The sequence below is a fragment of the Bacteroides sp. An279 genome, assembly GCF_002159615.1.
Taxonomy (GTDB): Bacteria; Bacteroidota; Bacteroidia; order Bacteroidales; family Bacteroidaceae; genus Phocaeicola; species Phocaeicola intestinalis.
Window position 1 is genome coordinate 1 of record NZ_NFJA01000020.1, and the last position, 23,974, is coordinate 23,974.

At 45.4% G+C, this 23,974-nt stretch carries 20 protein-coding genes and 5 tRNA genes; 3 read left to right on the forward strand and 22 right to left on the reverse strand.

The genetic code is table 11. The features are described from left to right. Window positions 1-344 (forward strand): PD-(D/E)XK nuclease family transposase (locus B5F78_RS05400; protein ID WP_204502626.1); only part of this gene is annotated, 344 nt, incomplete at its 5' end. A gap of 84 nt (window positions 345-428) precedes the next feature. Here the strand turns inward: B5F78_RS05400 and B5F78_RS05405 are convergent. The 21 genes from B5F78_RS05405 to rpsU form a co-directional block, all read right to left on the reverse strand. Next, the gene (locus B5F78_RS05405) at window positions 429-2,750 is read right to left on the reverse strand and encodes an outer membrane beta-barrel protein (protein WP_087406220.1); all 2,322 of its coding nucleotides are present in this window, start codon (window positions 2,748-2,750) and stop codon (window positions 429-431) included. Between the two features lie 155 nt (window positions 2,751-2,905). Then, window positions 2,906-4,717 (reverse strand): tetratricopeptide repeat protein, encoded by a 1,812-nt coding sequence (locus tag B5F78_RS05410; protein WP_087406221.1) that lies wholly within the window; start codon window positions 4,715-4,717, stop codon window positions 2,906-2,908. Between the two features lie 120 nt (window positions 4,718-4,837). After that, window positions 4,838-5,095: a hypothetical protein gene (locus tag B5F78_RS16775; protein ID WP_140400044.1), complete on the reverse strand. Its 258-nt coding sequence runs from the start codon at window positions 5,093-5,095 to the stop codon at window positions 4,838-4,840. 31 nt (window positions 5,096-5,126) lie between these two features. Then, window positions 5,127-5,597: a DUF456 domain-containing protein gene (locus tag B5F78_RS05415; RefSeq protein ID WP_087406222.1), complete on the reverse strand. Its 471-nt coding sequence runs from the start codon at window positions 5,595-5,597 to the stop codon at window positions 5,127-5,129. A 140-nt stretch (window positions 5,598-5,737) separates the two neighbouring features. Next, a complete protein-coding gene (gene rpoC, locus B5F78_RS05420) occupies window positions 5,738-10,024 on the reverse strand; it encodes a DNA-directed RNA polymerase subunit beta' (protein WP_087406223.1) in 4,287 nt (1,428 codons plus the stop codon). Between the two features lie 25 nt (window positions 10,025-10,049). After that, window positions 10,050-13,862 (reverse strand): DNA-directed RNA polymerase subunit beta, encoded by a 3,813-nt coding sequence (gene rpoB, locus B5F78_RS05425; protein ID WP_022040821.1) that lies wholly within the window; start codon window positions 13,860-13,862, stop codon window positions 10,050-10,052. 111 nt (window positions 13,863-13,973) lie between these two features. Then, window positions 13,974-14,351 carry a 50S ribosomal protein L7/L12 gene (gene rplL / locus B5F78_RS05430; protein ID WP_022040820.1) on the reverse strand — a complete coding sequence of 126 codons (378 nt, stop codon included), beginning with the start codon at window positions 14,349-14,351 and terminating at the stop codon, window positions 13,974-13,976. 49 nt (window positions 14,352-14,400) lie between these two features. Continuing rightward, on the reverse strand, window positions 14,401-14,919 hold the full coding sequence (rplJ, locus tag B5F78_RS05435; RefSeq protein WP_087406224.1) for a 50S ribosomal protein L10: 519 nt from the start codon (window positions 14,917-14,919) through the stop codon (window positions 14,401-14,403). A 14-nt stretch (window positions 14,920-14,933) separates the two neighbouring features. After that, on the reverse strand, window positions 14,934-15,635 hold the full coding sequence (gene rplA, locus B5F78_RS05440) for a 50S ribosomal protein L1 (RefSeq protein WP_022040818.1): 702 nt from the start codon (window positions 15,633-15,635) through the stop codon (window positions 14,934-14,936). Between the two features lie 20 nt (window positions 15,636-15,655). After that, a complete protein-coding gene (gene rplK, locus B5F78_RS05445; RefSeq protein ID WP_022040817.1) occupies window positions 15,656-16,096 on the reverse strand; it encodes a 50S ribosomal protein L11 in 441 nt (146 codons plus the stop codon). Between the two features lie 59 nt (window positions 16,097-16,155). Next, window positions 16,156-16,698: a transcription termination/antitermination protein NusG gene (gene nusG / locus B5F78_RS05450; RefSeq protein WP_022040816.1), complete on the reverse strand. Its 543-nt coding sequence runs from the start codon at window positions 16,696-16,698 to the stop codon at window positions 16,156-16,158. A 16-nt stretch (window positions 16,699-16,714) separates the two neighbouring features. Next, complete coding sequence (gene secE, locus B5F78_RS05455) at window positions 16,715-16,909, reverse strand: preprotein translocase subunit SecE (protein WP_022040815.1); 195 nt, start codon at window positions 16,907-16,909, stop codon at window positions 16,715-16,717. A gap of 15 nt (window positions 16,910-16,924) precedes the next feature. After that, window positions 16,925-16,997: transfer RNA gene (locus B5F78_RS05460), tRNA-Trp, on the reverse strand. 61 nt (window positions 16,998-17,058) lie between these two features. Beyond that, complete coding sequence (gene tuf / locus B5F78_RS05465) at window positions 17,059-18,252, reverse strand: elongation factor Tu (protein ID WP_087406225.1); 1,194 nt, start codon at window positions 18,250-18,252, stop codon at window positions 17,059-17,061. Window positions 18,253-18,299: 47 nt separating this feature from the next. Next, window positions 18,300-18,371: transfer RNA gene (locus B5F78_RS05470), tRNA-Thr, on the reverse strand. 16 nt (window positions 18,372-18,387) lie between these two features. Further along, window positions 18,388-18,460 (reverse strand) — tRNA-Gly (locus B5F78_RS05475). Window positions 18,461-18,468: 8 nt separating this feature from the next. Continuing rightward, window positions 18,469-18,551, reverse strand: a tRNA-Tyr gene (locus B5F78_RS05480). Between the two features lie 16 nt (window positions 18,552-18,567). Next, window positions 18,568-18,641 (reverse strand) — tRNA-Thr (locus B5F78_RS05485). Window positions 18,642-18,738: 97 nt separating this feature from the next. After that, window positions 18,739-19,038 (reverse strand): ribosome hibernation-promoting factor, HPF/YfiA family, encoded by a 300-nt coding sequence (gene hpf / locus B5F78_RS05490; protein WP_087211356.1) that lies wholly within the window; start codon window positions 19,036-19,038, stop codon window positions 18,739-18,741. Window positions 19,039-19,054: 16 nt separating this feature from the next. Then, a complete protein-coding gene (locus B5F78_RS05495) occupies window positions 19,055-19,933 on the reverse strand; it encodes a tyrosine-type recombinase/integrase (protein WP_087211336.1) in 879 nt (292 codons plus the stop codon). A 74-nt stretch (window positions 19,934-20,007) separates the two neighbouring features. Then, window positions 20,008-20,199 (reverse strand): 30S ribosomal protein S21, encoded by a 192-nt coding sequence (rpsU, locus tag B5F78_RS05500; protein WP_087211334.1) that lies wholly within the window; start codon window positions 20,197-20,199, stop codon window positions 20,008-20,010. A gap of 159 nt (window positions 20,200-20,358) precedes the next feature. Here rpsU and B5F78_RS05505 point away from each other — a divergent pair, with 159 nt between their 5' ends. Together B5F78_RS05505 and B5F78_RS05510 are read left to right on the forward strand one after the other, a co-directional pair. Then, window positions 20,359-22,143, forward strand: coding sequence for an aminopeptidase P family protein (locus B5F78_RS05505; RefSeq protein WP_087406226.1), 1,785 nt, complete (start codon window positions 20,359-20,361; stop codon window positions 22,141-22,143). Window positions 22,144-22,365: 222 nt separating this feature from the next. Next, complete coding sequence (locus B5F78_RS05510; RefSeq protein WP_022040137.1) at window positions 22,366-22,878, forward strand: gamma carbonic anhydrase family protein; 513 nt, start codon at window positions 22,366-22,368, stop codon at window positions 22,876-22,878. A 66-nt stretch (window positions 22,879-22,944) separates the two neighbouring features. Here B5F78_RS05510 and B5F78_RS05515 read toward each other — a convergent pair whose 3' ends face one another. Next, on the reverse strand, window positions 22,945-23,970 hold the full coding sequence (locus tag B5F78_RS05515) for a threonine aldolase family protein (RefSeq protein ID WP_087406227.1): 1,026 nt from the start codon (window positions 23,968-23,970) through the stop codon (window positions 22,945-22,947). Between the last annotated feature and the right edge of the window lie 4 nt (window positions 23,971-23,974).

Sequence of the window (23,974 nt, forward strand, 5' to 3'; positions counted from 1 at the left end):
CCAAAGCCCTGCAGGAACGCATCTTCACCAAACTCTTCGAAGCCGCTGAGATTGCCAAGTTCACCAAGACCGAATACGACAGCTACGAAGAAAGCCTGAAAATCTACCGCGACTGGAAAAATACCATTGATACTGCGAAAATTAAATCGAAGGAAGAAGGACGCAAGGAAGGACTGAAAGAAGGACGCAAGGAAGGACTGAAAGAAGGAGAAAAAATCGGTATTGAAAAAGGAGCAAAGAAAAAAGCAATTGAAATGGCACAAAGCCTGAAGGCTAAAGGAGTTGCAATCAGCATAATTGCTGAATGCAGCGGATTGTCCGAAGAAGAAATCAACAGCCTGTAGGTTAGTTTGTAAGTTTTTTAGTTCTTAAGTTCGTAAGTTCTTGAGTTAAGCATCAGAGAAACTTAAAAACTCAAGAACTCAAAATCACATGCGGCTCCGCTGCTCCTGTCCTGCACCCGTGCCTTTGTACTTGCTCTTTGTGGCATTGAATTTGTAGCGCAAAGTAAGCGTGAAATAGCGGCGCGATTCTTGATCAATGGTTATTAAGCGATTGCCGCCATATATCGTGCCCCATGCGTTACGGGAATTAAACAAGTCTATACCTTGCAGCTGCAAACTGAGGCGTTCATTGAAAAAAGCTTTGCGCAGGCTGACGTTAAGTGCCCAGCCTACTTCGCTGACGTGACCGTTTTCATTATCACCGGGTGTATCGAGCGATGCGTCTACATCCAACAGCAGTTCCCAAGGCAGACGGAAATTGTTGCGCCAGCTGAAGCTGCCCATGGGGTGGTTGAAGTTCTTGCGTGTGCCGTCGGGCATATCCACCATATACCATTGCTGAAGGTACATCAGCGTGAATTGGGGCGACCAGATGCCGATGGTAGGCGAGAAGCTGAGCGTGGCGTAGATTTTATCTGAATCATACTTATTAAAGTAGCTTAGCAGCATGATGTTAGGCTCGTCTTCCGAATAGGTACCGCCCAAGTTCACAATGGCGTCTTTGGTATGTGTATAGCGGGCATTGAAGTAAATCCACTTCCAAGAGGCGTCCAATGACAGGCGGTTGATGATGGAAGGACGGAGCAACGGATTGCCACTCTCGTAAGTATAACGGTTGGCATAGGTGATGTTGCTGCGCAGCATGTAATAAGTCGGACGGTAGATACTGCCCGTATAACTCAACGAAAGCTGCGTCTTGCCCACAGGAAGAGAAAGCGCAAACGTAGGGAACACATTGTCATACGTACGGCTCTGCTCGTCCACAAGGATTTCATTCTCATAATAGTCGGATGCCAAGTGCTCGTAACGCACGCCTATATGAGCCTGCAGCTTGCCGAAACTGCGGCTGTACTCCAGAAAGGCAGAAGCGGCGTTCTCGCGGATATTGCTGTGGTCGTCATCCAAAATGCCCTGGTCGTTGATATAGGTATTCGTATGGTCGGTATAGGTATATTCCCCGCCGAAAGACAGGTTTCCGTCCCACAGGGGACGGCTGATGATAAGCTTGGCGGCATAGAGCGTGTTCTCGTCCTTGTTGTAGCTGGTGACGTTCTGCTCCTGCAAGGCTTCGCCGATGGGGGTATATTCTTCGGTCATATCCTGCAACGTCTTGCTGTATGACCACATGCCGTCGGCATTGAAGTCAATGTTCCAGTCGCCTGCCTGACCGTTGTAATAAGCATTAAAGGAGTGGGTAGTAGCCGGAGTCCTCTGCCAACCCCGGCTGGTGTTCTCTTCATAAAGCGCACCGTCTCGGAACACTTGCGAGTACATATTGATATTCCACCAGTCCTTGGGCGTACGGTTGAAGTCGTAACGCGCACCGGCTGAATGATTCTCGTTGAACTGGTAATTGAGTGAAAGCATGGTAGAGATATTCCGGGAGCCTCCTGTTGTAGAAATGGAACTCTCCTGCCGCCACGTATTATCGAGGAATGTTTCAAAAACCCCTGTCTTGTTGTCTTCACCCTCGGTTTTCGAACCGAAGAGCATGCCGCTCAGGTCGAACCCGCCCTTGCGATAGTTAAAGTTAAACTGGTCAAGCACATTCCAGCCATAGTAATAACGGGTGAGGAAACGGTTGTTGAATCCGAAACCTTCGCCCTGCGCCTTCTTGGTATAGATGCGCACCACGGCTTTCACCGTTGCGTCATAACGTGCACCGGGATTGCGTACCACCTCTACACGCTTTACGTTATCCGATGAAAGCTGGTCCAGTTCCGAAGCGTTGCGCATCTTGCGTCCGTTGATGTAGATTTCAGCCGCACCCGAACCGAACACGTTTACCGTACCTTCTTCCGCCGATACGCCCGGAAGCTTGCTCAGCAAGTCATTGCCCGTACCTGCCTTCTCCAAGATAGTGCCCGTCACATTCGTCACCTGCGCATCACCTTTTAACTGCACTTTGGGCAAATCGCCCTTTACTACCACTTCGCCCAACAGCTGTGCATCGGGCAAAAGCTGAATCGTTCCCAAGTCCGATCTCTCTACCTTATTATATATAGTAGTATAACCGATGGAGGAAACACGGAGCAACAGGTTCGGTTTCTCGCTACGCAAGGTGAAAGCACCCGATTCATCACTTACCGTTCCCGTCACGAAAGCGGAATCGGGAAGGGATAACAACACTACATTGGTGTAAGGTAAGGGCTGGCTTTTCTCGTCCGTTACCTTGCCCGTGTAGGTCTGCGCCGGAAGGATGGATGCCGCGCACAGACACAGCAAAAAGAATAAAATCTGTCTCATTTCAGTCGATTGTTTTTGTTTTGTTTGGCGCAAAGTTAAAGACTATTATCCGATGAAACAAGAAATCCATCTATACAGCACCACTCCTATAAACGGCTTATAATAAACGGATTACAAATTTTAAGGAAAGCCGAATCTATACAGATGCGGCATGTTCAGGCTTCCCAAACCCATAAGTCCAGGCTCTTCTTGTCCGTGATGCCGAGGCACGAATAGATTTTCTTCTTCACACGGTGCTTGCTGGTAGAGACCGAGGAAGGGGAAATGCCCAGCAGGGCGGCTATCTCACCGACGGTGAAGCGGAGCTTGATCAGGCAGCACAGCTCCACCTCGTACTCGCTCAGCGAAGGGACGGATTGCGAGAGACGCCAGCAAAAGCCCCCGTACACCGTATCGCATATCTGGCGGAGCCGTGACATGCCTTCCGCCTGAAGGTACACCGGATGGGCATGGAGGGAGGAAAGCTCGGGGTATCGTTCCAGCATGCGGATGCGGAGCTCCTCGTTCTCCTGCCTGGTCTGGCGAAGTTCTGCGGCGATGCGTTCCGTACCGACCGACTCTTCCGAAGGGAGGCGGAGCTTCTCCATTTCCTTACGCAAGCGGTCCGCATCACGGCGCAAGGAATCGTTTGCCTTACGTAGGGAGGCAAGCGTTTCCTCTTGCTCACCCAACTGGTCCGAAGCCTCACGCCCCTCGGCTATCTGCGCTTCCAGTTCCGCAATGTAAGCGTTGTTCCGGTCCATCAGCGATTCATGCTCGTGAAGCCGCAAGCCCAAGCGGTTCAGTTCCTCTTCCTTTTCGTGTATGGCTATTTTCCGCCGCTGATAGAAATAGATCAGAACTAAGATTACAATAACCAACAAGAGAAGCAAACGGAAAGTATAAGCCTTTTCCAGTTCCAACTGCTGGTTTTGGGTTATCAACTTTTCATTTTCGTATTTTTCTTTGTAAGCGATGATTTCCTTACTCTTATCTATTTCATAAATAGAATCCATATAAAATAACATCGAATCACTATACATCCTCGAATATTTCTGAAAAGGAGGCTCCGCACTCAATTCATATAAAACATTGTAAACAGCACTTCGAGTATAAATATTTGATGTTTTTAAAGCCTCTATCAAATAATAATAAGCGGAATCTAATTGATTTAATTTTTTATAGTTTAGCCCCATTGCATAATAGACCTGAGGCAACGAAGGATTATCATTGCATAGCACCTCTTTCTCTAAAGACAATGATTTATTATACTGCCCTAAAACTGAATAAACACTTGCCAATTCCCCCTTTGCAGAATAACTAAAGCCAACCAAACCCAAACTATCGGCCAATTCAATCGCACGTTTATAATATAATATAGCATTATCAAAATCTTTTTTCGATATATAACATCTTGCCAAAAGATTTAAAGCCCCCATCTCGTAACGTTTATAAGAGGCTTGTAAAGCATAGTCATACGCCTTTTGACATGCCTCAAATGCTTCATTAGTTAATCCACAAAAAAGATATACATTACCTATTCCAACCATAACTAAATATCCTAATCTATAATCGGTCACACTTTGCACATTAGAAACAGCTTCTGTATAAAAGACAAAAGCATCTTCAGATTTTCGTAAATCATAGTTTATCTCACCCATATAGAGTGCCGCCATCGTTTTACGTCGCGCATCATCCGTAGGCTTATAATAATCGTACGCTATTCGAATCAACGAATCAGAAGGAATAGGAAGATATTGCTTGTATTTCGCTTGCGTCACCAACAGACACCACAAAGCATGCTGCTCCTTATCCGTAGGCATGGGCATAGATTCTAAAATACGCAAGGCACTGTCGGGATGGTCGAACATCACCGCTTCCGCCCGCTCCAGTTCGGGCAAAGGGGCGGCTTTCCGCTGAGAGCAGCCGAAGAACAGGTTCATCACACAGAAAATCAACAATAGGCAGGTTACGGCATTCGGTTTCATGGCTTGTCCTTTTATGCCTGCAAAGGTATAACAATTTTTTAAAATCCACCATACAGGATTTACAATTCAATACGCTGGAACACAACAGTTCATCATATTTATCCCTTCTGCCAATAAACCTCATCCGACAACGCAAAAGCTTGCTTCGCCCGACACATCCTGCTCCTCTTCCCAGTCCTCCCAGCCAGTACTGCAGTCCTGACCTATCAGGACAGCAGTACTGACTATAGAGGACTGAAAACGCAGATAGATGCTGACAGGAAAGCAGCTAACCGCATCGGGCGACACAAGCTGCCGCATCCAAAAACAATGCAAGAGGTATTGGCATCTAACTCCCAGCCCGCACCGCCATGTGTACAGGCTTAGAAATATTCGCATTTCATTTCTGACTGACCATCCTCCAACAAACTCAGAAGGCTGCAAGGAATTGCCAAACGAAATAACCGCACAATGCCAGCTTGACAACTGTTCCGAACAAGAAGCCCGCCAAAGAGCCGAACCCGGAGCGCAAGGCATCTTTCAGGTTCTTGTCTCCCACCAACTCACCAATGACCGCTCCGAAGAAGGGTCCGAAGATGATTCCCCAAGGCGGAAAGAACAAGCCTGCTACCGTACCGATGACACATCCCCAATTGCCCCATTTGGTGCCTCCGGCATACTTCGTCCCCAACATCGGTATCACGTAATCGAGCACCTGCACCAGAACAACCAATACAGCCCACACAACCAACTGCACCGGAGTAAACTGCAACCGACCGGTGAAATGAAACAGCAACATGCCGACATAGGCAAGCGGAGGTCCGGGAAGTAACGGAAGCACACACCCCAGCATACCCACCACCAGACAAATGACACCTAATATGATAAGGAATATATCCATAGCCTCAAGTTTATCCGTCCACAAAGTTAGCCATTTCCCTCAGACTTCAAAAGCAAGCAGAGGGAAAAACGCATGGATAAAAAAGCTCCCGACCCTTGACGGGCGGGAGCTTTCTATGATAAACACCAAAGAGATAATGATTATTCTACTTCGTTATAGTCGAGCACATTTTTCTTGTTGGCAAGGATACGGTCGTATTCTTCTTTCGAACCTACAATAATCTTATCGAACTCGCGCTGTCCGGTACCTGCAGGAATCAAGTGACCGCAAATCACATTTTCCTTCATACCTTCCAAACGGTCTACCTTACCATTGATAGCAGCTTCGTTGAGCACCTTCGTCGTTTCCTGGAAGGATGCAGCCGACATGAAGCTGGAAGTCTGCAATGCGGCACGGGTAATACCTTGCAGAATCTGCGTAGAAGTTGCCGGAACAGCATCACGTACTTCCACCGGTTTCAGGTCGCGGCGTTTCAGCATACTGTTCTCGTCACGCAACTTACGTGCCGTAACAATCTGCCCCGGCTGGAGATTCTGCGAATCACCTGCGTCAACCACAACTTTCTTGCCCCAGATACGGTCGTTCTCTTCGTTGAATTCCAGACGGTCTACCACCTGTTGCTCCAAGAAACGGGTATCTCCCGGCTCGTCAATCTGTACCTTACGCATCATCTGGCGTACGATAATCTCAAAGTGCTTGTCGTTAATCTTCACACCCTGCAGACGGTACACATCCTGGATTTCATTAACGATGTATTCCTGTACAGCCGTAGGTCCCTTGATAGCCAAGATGTCGGCAGGCGTAATGGCACCATCGGACAACGGTGTACCAGCACGTACATAGTCATTTTCCTGTACCAGAATCTGCTTAGACAATGCAACAAGGTACTTCTTTACATCACCCGTCTTCGAAGTCACAATAATTTCACGGTTACCACGTTTAATCTTACCCATCGTCACCTCACCGTCGATTTCGGATACTACGGCAGGATTGGACGGGTTACGTGCTTCGAATAACTCAGTCACACGAGGCAAACCACCGGTGATATCACCCGCCTTACCTACGGCACGCGGAATCTTCACCAAGATATCACCTGCCTTCACGGTCTGTTTGTCTTCTACAACCACGTGACCACCTACCGGCAAGTTATAAGTACGGATTTCGTTGCCATTCTCATCGGTAATATGCAACGAAGGTATCTTGTTTTTATCTTTCGATTCAGTAATGATGATTTCACGCAAACCGGTAGCTTCATCGGATTCCACTTTATAAGTCACGTTTTCGATAACCGACTCGAAAGCAATCTTACCTGAAACCTCGGTTACGATTACAGCGTTGAACGGGTCCCACTTCGCAATCAGCTTGCCCTTTTCTACCACTTCGCCATCCGAAGCATACAACTTAGAACCGTAAGGTACATTGTGGGTAGACAAGACAATGCCTGTATTAACATCGATAAACCGGACTTCGGCCAACCGACCTACAACAATCTTCACAGGTTCGCCAGTTTCTTCTACTGCATCTACAGTACGCAATTCTTCAAATTCCAGACGTGCGTCATTCTTTGCTACAATACTTGCATTTGCTGCCATATTGCCTGCGATACCTCCGGCATGGAAGGTACGCAAAGTCAACTGAGTACCCGGTTCACCAATAGACTGTGCTGCAATGACACCCACTGCTTCACCTTTCTGTACCATACGGCTGGTAGCCAGGTTACGTCCATAACATTTTGCACAAACACCTTTCTTCGATTCACAAGTCAATACCGAACGGATTTCTACGCTCTCAATCGGAGAGTTCTCAATTTCTTCGGCAATGCTTTCGGTGATTTCCTCACCCGAAGCCACAATCAGCTTACCGGTAGTAGGATGAATCACATCGTGTACAGACACACGTCCCAAAATACGTTCATATAATGTAGCGATAACTTCATCGTTGTTTTTCAATGCCGTACATACCAATCCACGCAACGTGCCGCAGTCTTCTTCGTTGATAATCACATCGTGTGATACGTCAACCAAACGACGGGTCAAGTATCCGGCATCGGCTGTCTTCAATGCAGTATCGGCAAGACCTTTACGGGCACCGTGGGTAGAGATAAAGTACTCCAACACCGAAAGACCTTCCTTAAAGTTAGAAAGAATCGGGTTTTCGATAATCTGTGCGCCTTCGGCACCTGCCTTCTGCGGCTTCGCCATCAAACCACGCATACCAGACAACTGACGGATCTGTTCCTTAGAACCACGGGCACCGGAATCCAACATCATAAATACAGAGTTGAAACCTTGGTCATCGTTCTTAATGGTCTTATACAAGATATCTGATAAATCACTATTTACGTGAGTCCATGTATCGATAACCTGATTATAACGCTCGTTATCGGTAATGAAACCCATATTATAGTTCATCGTGATTTGTTCAATTTCTTCATTACCGCGTTTTACAAGTTCTTCTTTTTCCTTCGGAATGATGATATCGCCCAAGTTAAACGACAAACCTCCCTCAAATGCTTTCTGGTAACCCAGGTTCTTGATGCCATCCAGGAAGTCACAGGCACGTGCCACACCGACCTTCTTGATAACATCGCTGATGATGTCGCGCAAGGATTTTTTCGAAATAATGGTATTCAGATAACCGCATTCGTCCGGAACCAACTCATTGACAATGACACGGCCGACAGAAGTTTCCTTAATCATCTTCTTAACAATGTTGCCATTCTCGTCAAGGTCGTTTGCCACCACACTGATAATAGCATGAATGTCCACCTTTCCTTCATTATAAGCAATCATCGCTTCTTCCGGACCGTAGAAAATCAATCCTTCACCTTTAGCTCCCTTACGGAGTTTGGTAATATAATAGAGTCCCAATACCATATCCTGTGCAGGCACGGTAATAGGCGCCCCATTGGCAGGATTCAAGATATTATGCGATTGAAGCATCAATAGTTGGGCTTCCAATACAGCTTCGTTACTTAAAGGCAAATGAACAGCCATCTGGTCACCGTCAAAGTCAGCATTGAATGCCGTACAAGCCAATGGATGCAACTGAATAGCCTTACCTTCAATCATCTTCGGCTGGAATGCCTGAATACCCAGACGGTGCAGTGTCGGTGCACGGTTCAATAGTACCGGATGACCTTTCATTACATGCTCAAGGATATCCCAAATCACCGCTTCCTTACGGTCGACAATCTTCTTTGCCGATTTCACGGTCTTGACTATACCACGCTCAATAAGTTTACGGATAATAAACGGCTTATACAATTCTGCGGCCATCAGTTTCGGAATACCGCATTCGCCCATCTTCAATTCCGGCCCTACAACGATAACCGAACGTGCAGAATAGTCGACACGTTTACCCAACAAGTTCTGACGGAAACGTCCTTGCTTACCTTTCAAGCTATCAGACAAAGATTTCAACGGACGGTTCGAATCGGTTTTCACCGCACTTGATTTACGTGAATTATCAAACAACGAGTCGACCGCCTCCTGTAACATACGTTTCTCATTACGCAAAATCACTTCAGGCGCCTTGATTTCAATCAATCGTTTCAAACGGTTGTTACGGATAATCACACGACGATACAAATCGTTCAAATCGGAAGTTGCAAAACGTCCACCATCCAGCGGAACCAACGGACGAAGTTCGGGCGGGATAACCGGCACAATACGCACAATCATCCATTCCGGCTTATTACGTCCACGAGAAGCACGGAAAGACTCAACTACCTGCAAACGCTTCAACGCTTCATTCTTGCGCTGTTGTGAAGAGTCATTGTTGGCTTTATGACGCAACTCGTATGAAAGCGCATCCAAATCCAAACGAATCAGCAAATCATAGATTGCTTCCGCACCCATCTTGGCGATGAACTTGTTCGGATCGGTATCTTCCAGGTATTGGTTGTCCTTCGGAAGCGTATCCATGATGTCAAGATATTCTTCTTCAGACAACAAATCATATTGATTAACACCGTCTTCAGCTTTTACACCCGGCTGAATAACGATATAACGTTCGTAATAAATTACAGCATCCAGTTTTTTGGTAGGCAAACCTAACAAATAACCTATCTTATTGGGCAAAGAACGGAAATACCAGATATGCGCTACAGGAACTACCAGCTGTATGTGCCCGCTACGTTCACGGCGCACTTTCTTTTCTGTCACCTCCACACCGCATCGGTCGCACACGATTCCTTTATAACGGATACGTTTGTATTTACCGCAATGGCATTCGTAGTCTTTTACCGGACCGAAAATACGTTCGCAAAACAAACCGTCACGTTCCGGCTTATAAGTACGGTAATTGATAGTTTCGGGCTTAAGCACTTCACCGTACGAATTTTCCAAGATTTCTTCGGGTGATGCCAGTCCAATCGTAATTTTGGAGAAATTACTTTTTACCTTAGTATCTTTTCTAAAAGCCATACTTTCTTAATTTCAAAATTAACTATTATTCCAATGTAATACTCAAGCAAAGACCTCTCAGCTCATGCAACAACACATTCAAAGACTCAGGGATACCCGGAGTAGGCATCGGCTCGCCTTTTACGATTGCTTCATATGCTTTCGAACGTCCTACTACATCATCCGACTTAATGGTCAGAATCTCCTGAAGGACATGAGCCGCACCGAATGCCTCAATTGCCCAAACCTCCATTTCTCCGAAACGCTGACCACCAAACTGTGCTTTACCACCAAGCGGCTGTTGAGTAATCAAAGAGTACGGACCGATAGAACGCGCATGCATCTTGTCTTCTACCATGTGACCTAATTTCAACATATATGTCACACCGACTGTAGCAGGCTGGTCGAACTGTTCTCCTGTACCACCATCATACAAATATGTCTTGCAATAACGTGGCAAGCCTGCCTTGTCTGTCCATTTGTCCAAATCATCCAAAGTAGCACCGTCAAAAATCGGAGTAGCAAATTTCACGCCCAATTCCTTACCGGCACGTCCCAGTACAGCTTCAAAAATCTGACCGATATTCATACGAGAAGGCACACCCAACGGGTTCAATACGATATCTACCGGGGTACCATCAGCAAGGAACGGCATATCCTCCTGACGGACTACACGCGATACAATACCTTTGTTACCGTGACGACCTGCCATCTTATCACCCACACCAATCTTACGTTTCTTTGCAATATATACTTTTGCCATTTGGATAATACCCGAAGGAAGTTCATCACCGATAGTCAAAGCAAACTTCTTACGCTTCAACTCGGCATCAAGTTCTTTATATTTCTTCAGATAATTCATTACCAAATCGCGAATCATATCGTTCTTATGAGCATCTGCCGTCCACTTGCTTAACTGGACAACCGTATAGTCCAAAGATTCCAAATCATGCTTGGTAAACTTCGCACCTTTGGCAATTACTTCTGTACCCAAATAGTCTTTCACACCCTGTGAAACTTTCTCGTCTGTCAATACCAACAGCTTCTCTATAAGAATTTCTTTCAGAGCTGCAGCCTTTTCTTCAAACTCTTCATTCAATTTTGGAAGAATCTGCTTGTCAGCATTCTTCTCACTACGAGTCTTAATAACACGAGAATACAATTTCTTGTCAATGACTACTCCACGCAATGAAGGAGAAGCTTTCAGTGAAGCATCTTTCACATCACCTGCCTTATCACCGAAAATAGCACGCAACAGTTTTTCTTCCGGCGACGGGTCCGATTCACCTTTCGGAGTAATCTTACCAATCAGGATATCACCCGGCTCAATACGGGCACCGATACGTACGATACCATTTTCATCCAAGTCTTTAGTAGCTTCCTCACTCACGTTCGGAATATCCGAAGTCAGTTCCTCCATGCCTCGTTTTGTTTCACGCACTTCCAGGATATATTCATCCACATGCACAGAAGTAAGAATATCTTCGCGCACCATGCGTTCATTCAATACGATAGCATCCTCATAGTTGTATCCCTTCCACGGCATATAAGCCACCAGCAAGTTCTTGCCTAAAGCCAACTCGCCATTTGCCGTAGAATATCCTTCCGTTAAGATATCGCCTTTCTTCACACGCTGTCCTTTGCTACATATCGGACGCAAGTCAATAGTCATGCTTTGGTTGGTCTTACGGAATTTCGGAATACGATATTCTTTCAATGCCGGTTCGAAGCTTACAAATTCTTCATCCTCGGTACGGTCATATAATACACGAATAGTAGTAGCATCTACAAACTCAATGACTCCATCTCCTTCAGCCGCAATCTGTGTACGAGAATCTTCGCACAGCTGCTTTTCAATACCTGTACCTACAATCGGAGCCTCTGTACGCAACAAAGGCACAGCCTGGCGCATCATGTTCGATCCCATCAATGCACGGTTTGCGTCATCGTGTTCCAAGAAAGGAATCAACGAAGCAGCAATAGAGGCAATCTGCTGTGGAGAAACGTCCATCAATTCCACCTGATCGGGAGTTACCACCGGATAATCTGCATCCCGACGCGCTTTTACCTTATCACGGATAAACGTTCCGTCATCATTCAACGGCGCATTACCCTGTGCGATAATCTTATCTTCTTCTTCTTCGGCAGACAAATATTCGATACCTTCCGGTGAAAGGTCTACTTTGCTATCAGCTACCTTGCGATACGGAGTTACAATAAATCCAAGGTCGTTAATCTTCGCATATACACAAAGAGAAGAAATCAAACCGATATTCGGTCCTTCAGGAGTCTCAATAGGACACAAACGGCCATAATGAGTATAATGTACGTCACGCACTTCAAATCCGGCACGGTCGCGCGACAAACCACCAGGACCTAATGCCGACAGACGACGCTTATGAGTAATTTCAGCCAGCGGGTTGGTCTGATCCATAAACTGTGACAATGCATTCGTACCAAAGAACGAATTGATTACAGACGAAATTGTCTTCGCATTGATCAAGTCTATCGGAGTAAACACCTCATTATCGCGCACATTCATACGTTCACGAATCGTACGAGACATACGAGCCAAACCGATGGCAAACTGATTGGACAATTGTTCGCCTACCGTACGTACACGACGGTTACTTAAATGGTCGATATCATCCACATCAGCTTTCGAGTTAATCAATTCTATCAAATACTTGATAATCTCGATAATATCTTGTTTTGTCAAAACCTTGACATCCATCGGCGTATCCAAATTCAACTTCTTGTTGATTCGGTAACGGCCGACTTCACCTAAATCATAACGCTTTTCCGAGAAGAACAAATTATTGATTACTTCACGTGCACTCGCATCATCCGCAGGGTCAGCATTACGCAACTGACGATAAATATACAACACCGCTTCCTTTTCCGAATTACTCGGGTCCTTCTGCAATGTATTGAAGATGATGGAATAATCAGAAGCATTCGCTTCCTCGTTATGAATCAGAATATTCTGAACACCCGATTCCAATATCAAATCAATATGCTCAGGTTCAATAATCGTTTCACGGTCAATAACGACTTCGTTACGTTCAATAGAAACTACTTCACCAGTGTCTTCATCTACAAAGTCTTCCGTCCATGTCTTCAATACACGCGCTGCCAACTTACGTCCGATTATTTTCTTCAGATTGGCCTTGTTCACCTTTATGTCTTCGGCGAGATTAAATATTTCAAGAATGTCTTTGTCATTCTCAAATCCAACAGCGCGCAACAGCGTGGTAACTGGTAATTTCTTTTTACGGTCGATGTAAGCATACATGACATTATTAATGTCTGTTGCAAATTCAATCCATGAACCTTTAAATGGAATAATACGGGCAGAATAAAGTTTAGTCCCGTTGGCATGGATACTTTGACCGAAGAACACACCTGGAGAACGATGCAACTGAGAAACAACCACACGTTCAGCTCCATTGATAACAAAAGTCCCTTTAGGAGTCATATAGGGAATAGGACCTAAATACACATCCTGAATAACGGTGTCAAAGTCTTCATGATCGGGATCGGTACAATAGAGCTTCAACTTCGCCTTCAAAGGAACACTATAAGTCAGCCCACGCTCCAAACATTCATCAATCGAATAGTGAGGCGGGTCGATATAATAATCGAGAAACTCTAATACGAAATTGTTACGCGTATCCGCAATGGGGAAATTTTCAGCAAAAACTTTATACAAGCCGTCGTTCTTGCGTTTCTCGGGCGGTGTATTCAACTGCAAAAAGTCTTGAAATGACTTCAACTGAACTTCCAAGAAATCCGGATACTTCATCGGATTCTTGATTGAAGCAAAATTAATTCGTTGGTTATTTGTATTAGAAGACATCTGTATGGAGTTAATTTATTAATTTCAGGAGTAAAACCTGTGTAGACGCAAAAAGGTTAAGAATCCTCCTATGAGGATTCTTAACCGAAATACCTGTTAAACAGGCAAATATTATTTGAGTTCAACTTCAGCTCCAGCAGCTTCCAAAGTTTTCTTCAATGATTCAGCTTCGTCTTTAGCCAAACCTTCTTTTACAGTGCTAGGAGCTCCGTCAACCAAGTCTTTTGCTTCTTTCAGACCCAGACCACAAGCTTCTTTCACTGCTTTAACTACCTGCAATTTAGCAGCACCTGCGCTCTTCAAAACTACATCGAATGAAGTTTTTTCTTCAGCTGCAGCAGCAGCACCAGCAGCAGGACCAGCAGCAACAGCTACAGCAGCTGCAGCAGGTTCAATACCATATTCTTCTTTAAGGATAGTTGCAAGTTCATTAACTTCTTTTACTGTCAAGTTAACTAATTGTTCTGCAAAAGCTTTCAAATCTGCCATTTTTGTATGAATTTAATTGTTTGTTACTAATTGAAAAATATTAAAGTTGTTATTCGGGACGTTCTGCAAGCGTCTGAAGAACGCCGTGAATGGTGTTTCCACCTGATTGAAGAGCAGAAATAACATTCTTCGCAGGCGATTGCAACAAAGCAATAATATCTGCAATGACTTCGTTCTTGCTCTTGATAGTTGCCAAAGCATCGAGTTGTTCTGCTCCTACATAGAAACCTTCTTCTGCATATGCAGCTTTCAATGAAGGAACACCGTCTTTGTATTCTTTCAACAATTTTGCCGGGACATTGGCAACCTCAGTAAACATGACTGCCGTAGTACCCTTCAAAGAATCGAATAACGGTGAATAATCAACATCTTCCATGCTCAGCAAAGCCTTGTGAAGCAAAGAATTCTTCACAACAACCATCTTAATACCGGCCTTATAGCACTTTCTACGCAAATCACTGGTAGCAGCAGCATCCATAGCTGTAGTATCTACCAGGTAGAAATGTCCAAATTGCTTTACGGTATCAGCTAATTGACCTATAATTACGCCTTTATCTTCCTTTCTCATGACTCCTCCTTAGTTTATTGTATTTCATCTACTGATTTCGGGTCGATTTTAATACCCTTACTCATAGTACTTGAAAGATAAATACTCTTGATATAAGTACCCTTAGCTGCTGCCGGTTTCAATTTGATGATAGTAGCGATAAATTCTTTCGCATTTTCACGGATTTGGTCAGAAGTGAAAGAAATCTTGCCGATAGAAGTATGAACGATACCGCTCTTGTCTACCTTAAAGTCAATCTTACCTTGCTTAACCTCCTTAACAGCCTTAGCTACATCCATAGTCACAGTTCCGCTCTTCGGATTCGGCATCAATCCACGAGGACCAAGTACACGACCGAGAGCACCGATCTTACCCATGATAGAAGGCATTGTGATGATTACATCAACATCTGTCCATCCACCCTTGATCTTTTCAATATATTCATCAAGACCAACATAGTCAGCGCCAGCTTCTTTTGCAGCAGCTTCAGCATCCGGCGTACACAATACAAGCACACGAACCTGTTTACCTGTCCCATGAGGCAAAGATACAACACCTCTTACCATCTGGTTAGCTTTACGAGGATCCACACCTAAACGTACGTCGATATCAACTGAAGAATCAAATTTGGCGAAAGTAATTTCTTTTACCAGTTCCGAAGCTTCTTTCAGTGAGTATGCTTTCCCTGCTTCAATTTTTTCTGCAGCCAACTTTTGATTTTTTGTCAGTTTACCCATTATTAATTGAAGTTTATTTGTTATTTACCCGGGAAGTCACCTTTTACAGCGATACCCATACTTCTAGCTGTTCCTGCTACCATAGTCATGGCAGCCTCAATAGTAAAGCAGTTCAAGTCAACCAACTTATCCTGAGCGATTGTACGAATCTGATCCCAAGTCAATTCAGCGACTTTCTTACGATTCGGCTCAGCAGAACCACTCTTAATCTTCGCAGCCTCAAGCAGCTGAATAGCCACAGGAGGAGTTTTGATTACGAAGTCAAAAGACTTGTCTGTGTAGTAGGTAATAATAACAGGCAATACCTTACCTGCCTTGTCCTGGGTCCTGGCGTTGAATTGCTTGCAAAACTCCATAATGTTGATACCCTTCGAACCCAAGGCAGGTCCAACGGGAGGTGATGGATTTGCAGCGCCTCCTTTAATCTGTAATTTGATTAGTCCAGCAACTTCTTTAGCCATTTTCTTAGTTTTTAATATAAATGATTAACGAATAGAATAACGACACGTAACAAGATGTCTTATTCCTTTTCCACATCCGTAAAGCCCAACTCAAGCGGAGTCTTCCGCCCGAATATTTTGACCATCACTTTCAATTTCCGCTTTTCCGTACTCACTTCTTCAATGACACCACTGAATCCGCTGAACGGTCCGACAGAAACCTTTACTGTTTCTCCTACAACATAAGGAATGTTTGTGTCCTCACTTGCCTCCTGCAGTTCATCCACCGTACCCAGTATCCGATTTACTTCCGATTGTCTTAATGGTACCGGATGATCCAGTCCTCCTAAGAAACCGATTACATTGGTAATGTTTCTCAAATGATGAGCCACTTCACCAACCAACGCAGCTTCTATCAAGACATAACCGGGAAGATAAGTCCGCTCTTTCACAATTTTCTTACCATTGCGAACCTGATAGACTTTCTCCGTAGGAATCAATACCTGAGATACGTATTCGCCAAGGTTCGTATTCCGCATTTCTGCTTCGATATACTCTTTCACCTTGGTTTCCTTACCACTCACGGCACGAAGTACGTACCATTTCTTTTCAACCTCAGACATTTTCTTCAACTGTTAATTAGTGCGGATAGATAACATCTTCCATAATGAACTGGAAGGCAGAATCCATAAGAAAAACAACGAGTGCAATAAGCAGGGAAGCATATAAAACAACTACTGCACTACTAGAAAGTTCTTTACGAGTAGGCCAAGATACTTTATGGACTAGTTCGTCGTAAGATTCTTTACAATAATTCGTTATCTTTTTAAACATAGTTTTCAAATTTAGCACGGGAAGAGAGACTCGAACTCCCGACACTCGGTTTTGGAGACCGATGCTCTACCAACTGAGCTATTCCCGTAAAAATAGTTCCCGAAAATGAATCCGGGAACTATCTATCTTAATTCAATGATTTCCTTTAATTAGTCAAGAATTTCAGTAATCTGACCTGCACCTACTGTACGTCCACCTTCACGGATAGCGAAACGCAAACCTACGTTCAATGCAACCGGGTAAATCAATTCTACAGTGATAGTTACGTTATCACCCGGCATTACCATGTCTGTTCCTTCCGGCAAAGTAATTTCACCTGTACAGTCCATAGTACGCAGATAGAACTGAGGACGATAGTGATTGTGGAACGGAGTGTGACGACCACCTTCTTCTTTCTTCAGGATATAAACCTCAGCTTTGAACTTAGAGTGAGCCTTAACCTGGCCCGGGTGACACAAAATCATACCACGTTTGATTTCGTTCTTGTCGATACCACGGAGCAACAGACCTACGTTATCACCAGCTTCGCCTTCATCCAAGATCTTGCGGAACATTCCAACACCAGTTACAACTGATTTCTTATCTTCACCCAGACCCAAGATTTCAACTTCGTCACCTACTTTTACGCGACCAGCTTCAATACGTCCGGTAGCTACAGTACCACGACCTGTGATTGAGAATACGTCTTCAACCGGCATCAAGAACGGTTTATCAACATCACGCGGAGGCAGAGGAATCCAGTTGTCAACAGCTTCCATCAGTTCGATAACCTTGTCTTCCCATTCCTTCACGCCGTTCAATGCACCCAGTGCAGAACCACGGATGATAGGAGTATTGTCACCGTCGTAGTCATAGAATGACAGCAGTTCGCGCATTTCCATTTCTACCAGTTCCAACATTTCTTCGTCATCAACCATATCGCATTTGTTCAAGAATACAACCAAACGCGGAACGTTTACCTGACGAGCCAACAGGATGTGTTCACGAGTCTGAGGCATCGGACCATCAGTTGCAGCAACTACGATGATCGCACCATCCATCTGAGCAGCACCAGTTACCATGTTCTTCACATAGTCGGCGTGTCCCGGACAGTCTACGTGTGCATAGTGACGATTTGCAGTTTCATATTCTACGTGAGAAGTATTGATAGTAATACCACGTTCCTTTTCTTCCGGAGCGTTATCAATCTGATCGAAAGACTTGATTTCGTCAGCTTTAGTGAAACCTCTCTCTGCCAATACCTTAGTAATAGCAGCAGTCAAAGTTGTTTTTCCGTGGTCTACGTGACCAATCGTACCAATGTTCACATGGGGTTTGGTGCGTTCAAATTTCTCTTTAGCCATAGCTTTACTTATTTATTTTGATTAATAATCAGCTTTACATATTCGCGAGCTGTTACCGGGACTTGAACCCGGGACCTCTTCCTTACCAAGGAAGTGCTCTACCGCTGAGCTATAACAGCAAAAGAAGAAAAGAAGAGCGGAAGACGGGACTCAAACCCGCGACCCTCAGCTTGGAAGGCTAATGCTCTATCGACTGAGCTACTTCCGCAAAATCAGTGGGCAAAGATGGATTCGAACCACCGAAGGCGTAAGCCAGCAGATTTACAGTCTGCCCCATTTGGCCACTCTGGTATTTGCCCAACTTTCTTTCTTCTGAGCCTCTTGTCGGATTCGAACCAACGACCCCGAGATTACAAATCACGTGCTCTGGCCAACTGAGCTAAAGAGGCAAGATTAAACTTTGCAGCCACGCGGCTATCTATCGTGGCTTAGCGGCTGCAAAGTTAGATATATTTTTTGAATCACAAAACTTTTAGCGTGATTTTTTTATTTCCCTTGCTGTTTTTCTTTTACTTTCAGCAATTGCTTAGACAATGCATCCATGCATACGTCTATCGATTCTTCAAATGTATCACTTACTTTTTCTGCGTAAAACTCGGTATTCAGCGCCAATACGCGCACGCCAGCTTCCTTATTCATAGCTGTCTCCGGCTTTACCACCTTCAAAGACACCTCTACTTTCTTTATATTATCGCAAAATCTTTCAAGTTTCTCTGCTTTCTTCTGAATAAAAGCTTCCAGTCTCTCAGATGCATCGAAATGAATGGATTGAATTCTTACTTCCATAAAAACCTCCTTTTTTTTACGCTCTTGGATGAGCTTGTTCATAAACTTTTTTTAATTCTTCAAAAGTCGTATGCGTATAGACCTCGGTAGTGGTCAGGCTCTCATGTCCCAAAAGCTCCTTCACCGACTCCAGCCCTGCCTCATTATTCAGCATAGCCGTCGCAAATGAATGCCTCAGCACATGCGGGCTTCTTTTCTTCAACGTCACGACCTTCGACAAATCGCGTTTCACCAACAAATAAACAAGACTGGGATATAATGCTTTCCCTTCCTTACGGACGAAAAACGCCTCACATTCCCCGTGCCAATATTCTTCTCTTGCCGAAAGATAACGGAGCAGCCTTTCTTTCAAACCTTCCCCGAACGGGATAATACGCTGCTTATTCCTCTTTCCTGTCACTTTTATCTGGCATGCAGACAAATCCACATCCCCGTCTTTCAGACCTATCAGCTCCGCCTCGCGGATACCCGTTTCATAAAAGACTGCGATAACCGTCTTGTTGCGGACACTCTCGAAATCGTCACCCGGTTCCTCATCCAGCAACCTGTCCATATCAGCTTCTTTTACAAATACGGGAAGCGGTTTCTTCTTTTTCGGCCCCTGAACCTTCCGGATCGGATCTGCCGAAACCACATTCTCCCGCAACAGATAGCGATAAAACGACCGCAGCGCACTCAGCTTCCGGTTTACCGACGATGCCGAATACCCCTCATCCATCAATGAAACCATCCATCCACGGATAATGTCCGAATCGACAGCCGTAAAATCCAAAGCCTCATCCACCGCTTTGAAGTATGCTTCAAACTCCGAGAGGTCTGTACCATAGCTGACAATGGTCTTGTCAGAATAGTTTTTCTCGAACTGGAGATACCTCAGAAAAGATTCCTTCAACATAAAAATATCGCCTTTCTTGTTCTCAGCAACGAATTTATGAAAAAGAATTCAATTATTCAAAGATTTTTGCGGAATTATTCTTCTGTCTGATGCATTTTTTGAACGTAAATAGCACGTTCCATCTTCAATCTCTTCAATACAGACGGTTTGTCGTACTGCTGTCTGCGTCTCAATTCTTTTACAACACCTGTTTTCTCAAATTTTCTTTTAAATTTCTTCAGCGCTTTTTCAATGTTTTCGCCTTCTTTTACTGGTACTACAATCATGTTTTTAAAATTAAGATTATATTGTTATTAAATGTTGCGTAGTCAATTCGCGGCGCAAAATTACACATACTTTCTTTATTTACAAAACTTTCCACCATATTTTATTGTATATTCCACAGAAATCGTAACTTTGTTAACCGTTAAAACGAAAGCTACTGTATGGAAACAAGAATCACCGAACGAATAGCGTCTTTACGCGCTTTCATGCAAGAAAGAGGACTTTCTGCATTCATCATCCCAAGCACCGACCCGCATGCGGGCGAATACGTGCCTCAATACTGGGAGGCACGCAAGTGGATTTCCGGATTCACAGGTTCGGCAGGAACCGCTGTCATCACCTTATATAATAAAGGAGGACTTTGGACCGACTCGCGTTACTTCCTCCAGGCTGAAGAACAGTTGAAAGGCTCGGGCATCATTTTATTCAAAGACCGTCTGCCCGAAACTCCATCTATCCCCGACTGGCTGGGAAGTGTACTGAACCCGCACGACAAGGTGGGTATCGACGGATGGGTAAACAGCTATGGAGAAACAGAAGACTTACGCACTGCACTGGATACACATGGACTGGAACTGGTAGCAACCGATGACCCGTTCCGACTCATTTGGAAAAACCGCCCTGCCCTGCCCGGCAATCCCCTTTCTATTCTGCCACTCACTTATGCCGGAACGTCTGCATCCGACAAGCTAAGAACCATACGTGCCTGCATTGATGCAACTCCGGCCGACGGAATCCTCCTGTCCGCTCTTGACGAAATAGCCTGGACACTCAATCTGCGGGGAAATGACGTACATTGCAATCCGGTATTCATCAGCTACCTGCTCATCACCCGCCAAGATGCTACCTTATATATAATGAGTGAAAAACTTACCCCCGAACTGACCGCTTATCTCACCGAAAACGGTGTACAGGCAAAAGATTACGGAGAAATAGAAAACGACCTGCGGCATTTCACCGGCAAGAGCATCCAGCTTTCGCCCGAGACCAATTACGCACTATACCGTACGGCACAATCGGCCGCATCCGTCATCTGCCGTCCATCACCCGTCTGTATGTTGAAGGCCATCAAGAACGAAACCGAGATAGAGGGCTTCCATCAGGCAATGAAACGCGACGGAGTAGCAATGGTACGCTTCCTGATGTGGCTGAAGGAAGCCGTAAAGAGTGGAGCGGAAACCGAAATCAGTATTGATAAGAAACTATACGAATTCCGCTCGAAGCAAGACCTGTTCCAAGGCATCAGCTTCGATACCATCGCTGGCTACCAGGAACATGGAGCCATTGTCCATTACGAAGCCACCCCCGAAACAGCATCTACACTGAAGCCTGAAGGCTTGCTGCTCTTGGATAGCGGTGCACAATATACCGACGGCACAACCGACATAACCCGCACCATTGCCCTCGGACCGGTATCCGACGCACAACGCATCGATTACACCCTGGTGTTGAAAGGTTTCATCGCCTTGTCGCAAGCCGAATTTCCACAAGGCACATGTGGCACACAACTCGATGTACTCGCCCGCCAGTTTATGTGGAAAGCAGGTATCAATTACGGACACGGTACCGGACACGGAGTAGGACACTTCCTCAACGTTCACGAAGGCCCTCATCAAATCCGAATGAACCACGTCCCTGCCCTACTCCAACCCGGCATGACCCTCACCAACGAACCGGGCATTTACAAGTCTGGACGGTACGGTGTGCGCACCGAAAACACCATGCTCATCATCCCCAGCCAGACTACAGAGTTCGGTAAATTCTATAAGTTCGAACCATTGACACTCTGCCCGATAGACAAAGAGCCCATCCGCCCCGAAATGATGACAGCCGAGGAGAAAACATGGCTAAATGCCTATCATCAGAAAGTATATCAAGAACTTGCACCGCTGCTGGCACCCGAAGAGGCTGCATGGCTGGAAAATGCCACCTCTCCCCTCGCCTGAAGCATACAGATATTATCTTCAGAACCATATGCACATATTTGCACCAAGCGGTGCAGATATGTGCATCCGCCAAGGCAAATAAGTGCACCGCCGACAAGATTAATAATCTTACGGCTTGAAGATTATTAATCTTATCGCATATAGGTCGAAGTGCATCCGCTGGAGCAAAAGGCTGAAGAACCGCAAACAACCTTTTATCGCAACATTCAAACTTAAGAAAATATGGCTTTAATCAAATCAGTAAGAGGATTCACTCCCAAAATGGGAAGCAACTGTTTCCTTGCCGACAATGCCACGATTATCGGTGATGTAGTGATGGGAGACGATTGCAGCATCTGGTTCAATACCGTCCTGCGGGGAGATGTCAATAGCATCCGCATCGGAAACCGGGTAAACATCCAGGACGGAAGCGTCCTGCACACACTTTACGAGAAATCGACCGTAGAAATCGGCGATGATGTTTCTATCGGACATAACGTCACCCTGCACGGGGCATGTATCCACAACAAAGCACTCATCGGTATGGGCGCCACCCTGCTCGACCATGCCATAGTAGGCGAAGGTGCCATCGTAGCCGCCGGCGCTCTGGTACTTTCGAACACGATAATCGAACCATACACCCTTTGGGGAGGCGTTCCGGCAAAGTTCATCAAGAAAGTAAATCCTGCACAAAGCAAGGAATTAAACCAAAAGATAGCTAACGGATACCTGATGTATGCCTCGTGGTACAAATAAATGAAGAATGAGGAATGAAGAATCGCTGCGCCCGCATGGAATTCTTCATTCCTCATTCTTAATTCCTCAAAGCTTCCCAATCAATGCATCCACGTTTTCTTCTCGTGTCGCCCAGCTGGTAGCTATGCGCACCGCGGTATGCGTATCGTCTACTTTTTCCCAGACCTCGATACCGACCTGGGCAGAAAGGCGTGCCAATTGTTCGTTCTCCAATACCACGAAGAGTTGGTTGGTCTGCGGAGTAATCAGAAACCGGTATCCCCGTTCCTTCAGTGCCGATACAATCTTGTCCGCCATCACAATGGCATTGCGGGCAATCCGTTCGTATAATCCGTCGGTAAAGAGTGTATCAAACTGAAGTCCGAGCAAACGCCCTTTTGCCAACAATACCCCTCTTTGCTTGATAATGGAAGACAACTGGCGGATAGCACCCGGACGAGGCATCACCAAAGCCTCGCCAAACAAAGCACCCACCTTTGTACCACCAATGTAAAACACATCGCAAAGCGAAGCTATCGTTTCCAGTGTCACATCATTACCATGAGCCGCAAGAGCATAACCCAAACGCGCACCATCCATATACAAAGGAAGGTGATGCTTGCGGCACACAGCCGACAAAGCCCGAAGTTCTGCCAATGTATACAAAGTCCCATATTCGGTAGGCTGGGAAATATACACCATTCCGGGAGCTACCATAGCCGTCCAACTGGGATTGGCATAAAAATCTGTAACATAGCGGTTCACATCCGTAGCAGAAAGCTTACCCTCAGCATGTGGCAAAGCCAGTACTTTATGCCCGCCAGCCTCTACAGCACCGGCTTCATGCTGGTTAATGTGTCCGCTCTCTGCAGCTATCACACCTTCATACGGACGAAGCATTGCTGTTATCAGCGTAGCATTGGTCTGCGTTCCGCCTACCATAAAATGTACCTCCGCTTCGGGAGCAGCGCACGCAAGCCGTATTTTCTCACGTGCCGCCTCACAATACACATCAGTTCCATATCCCGGTGTCTGTTCCATATTAGTCTGCATCAACCGCTCCAATACAAGCGGATACGCCCCTTCCAGATAATCACTTTCAAAATGTAACATAGTT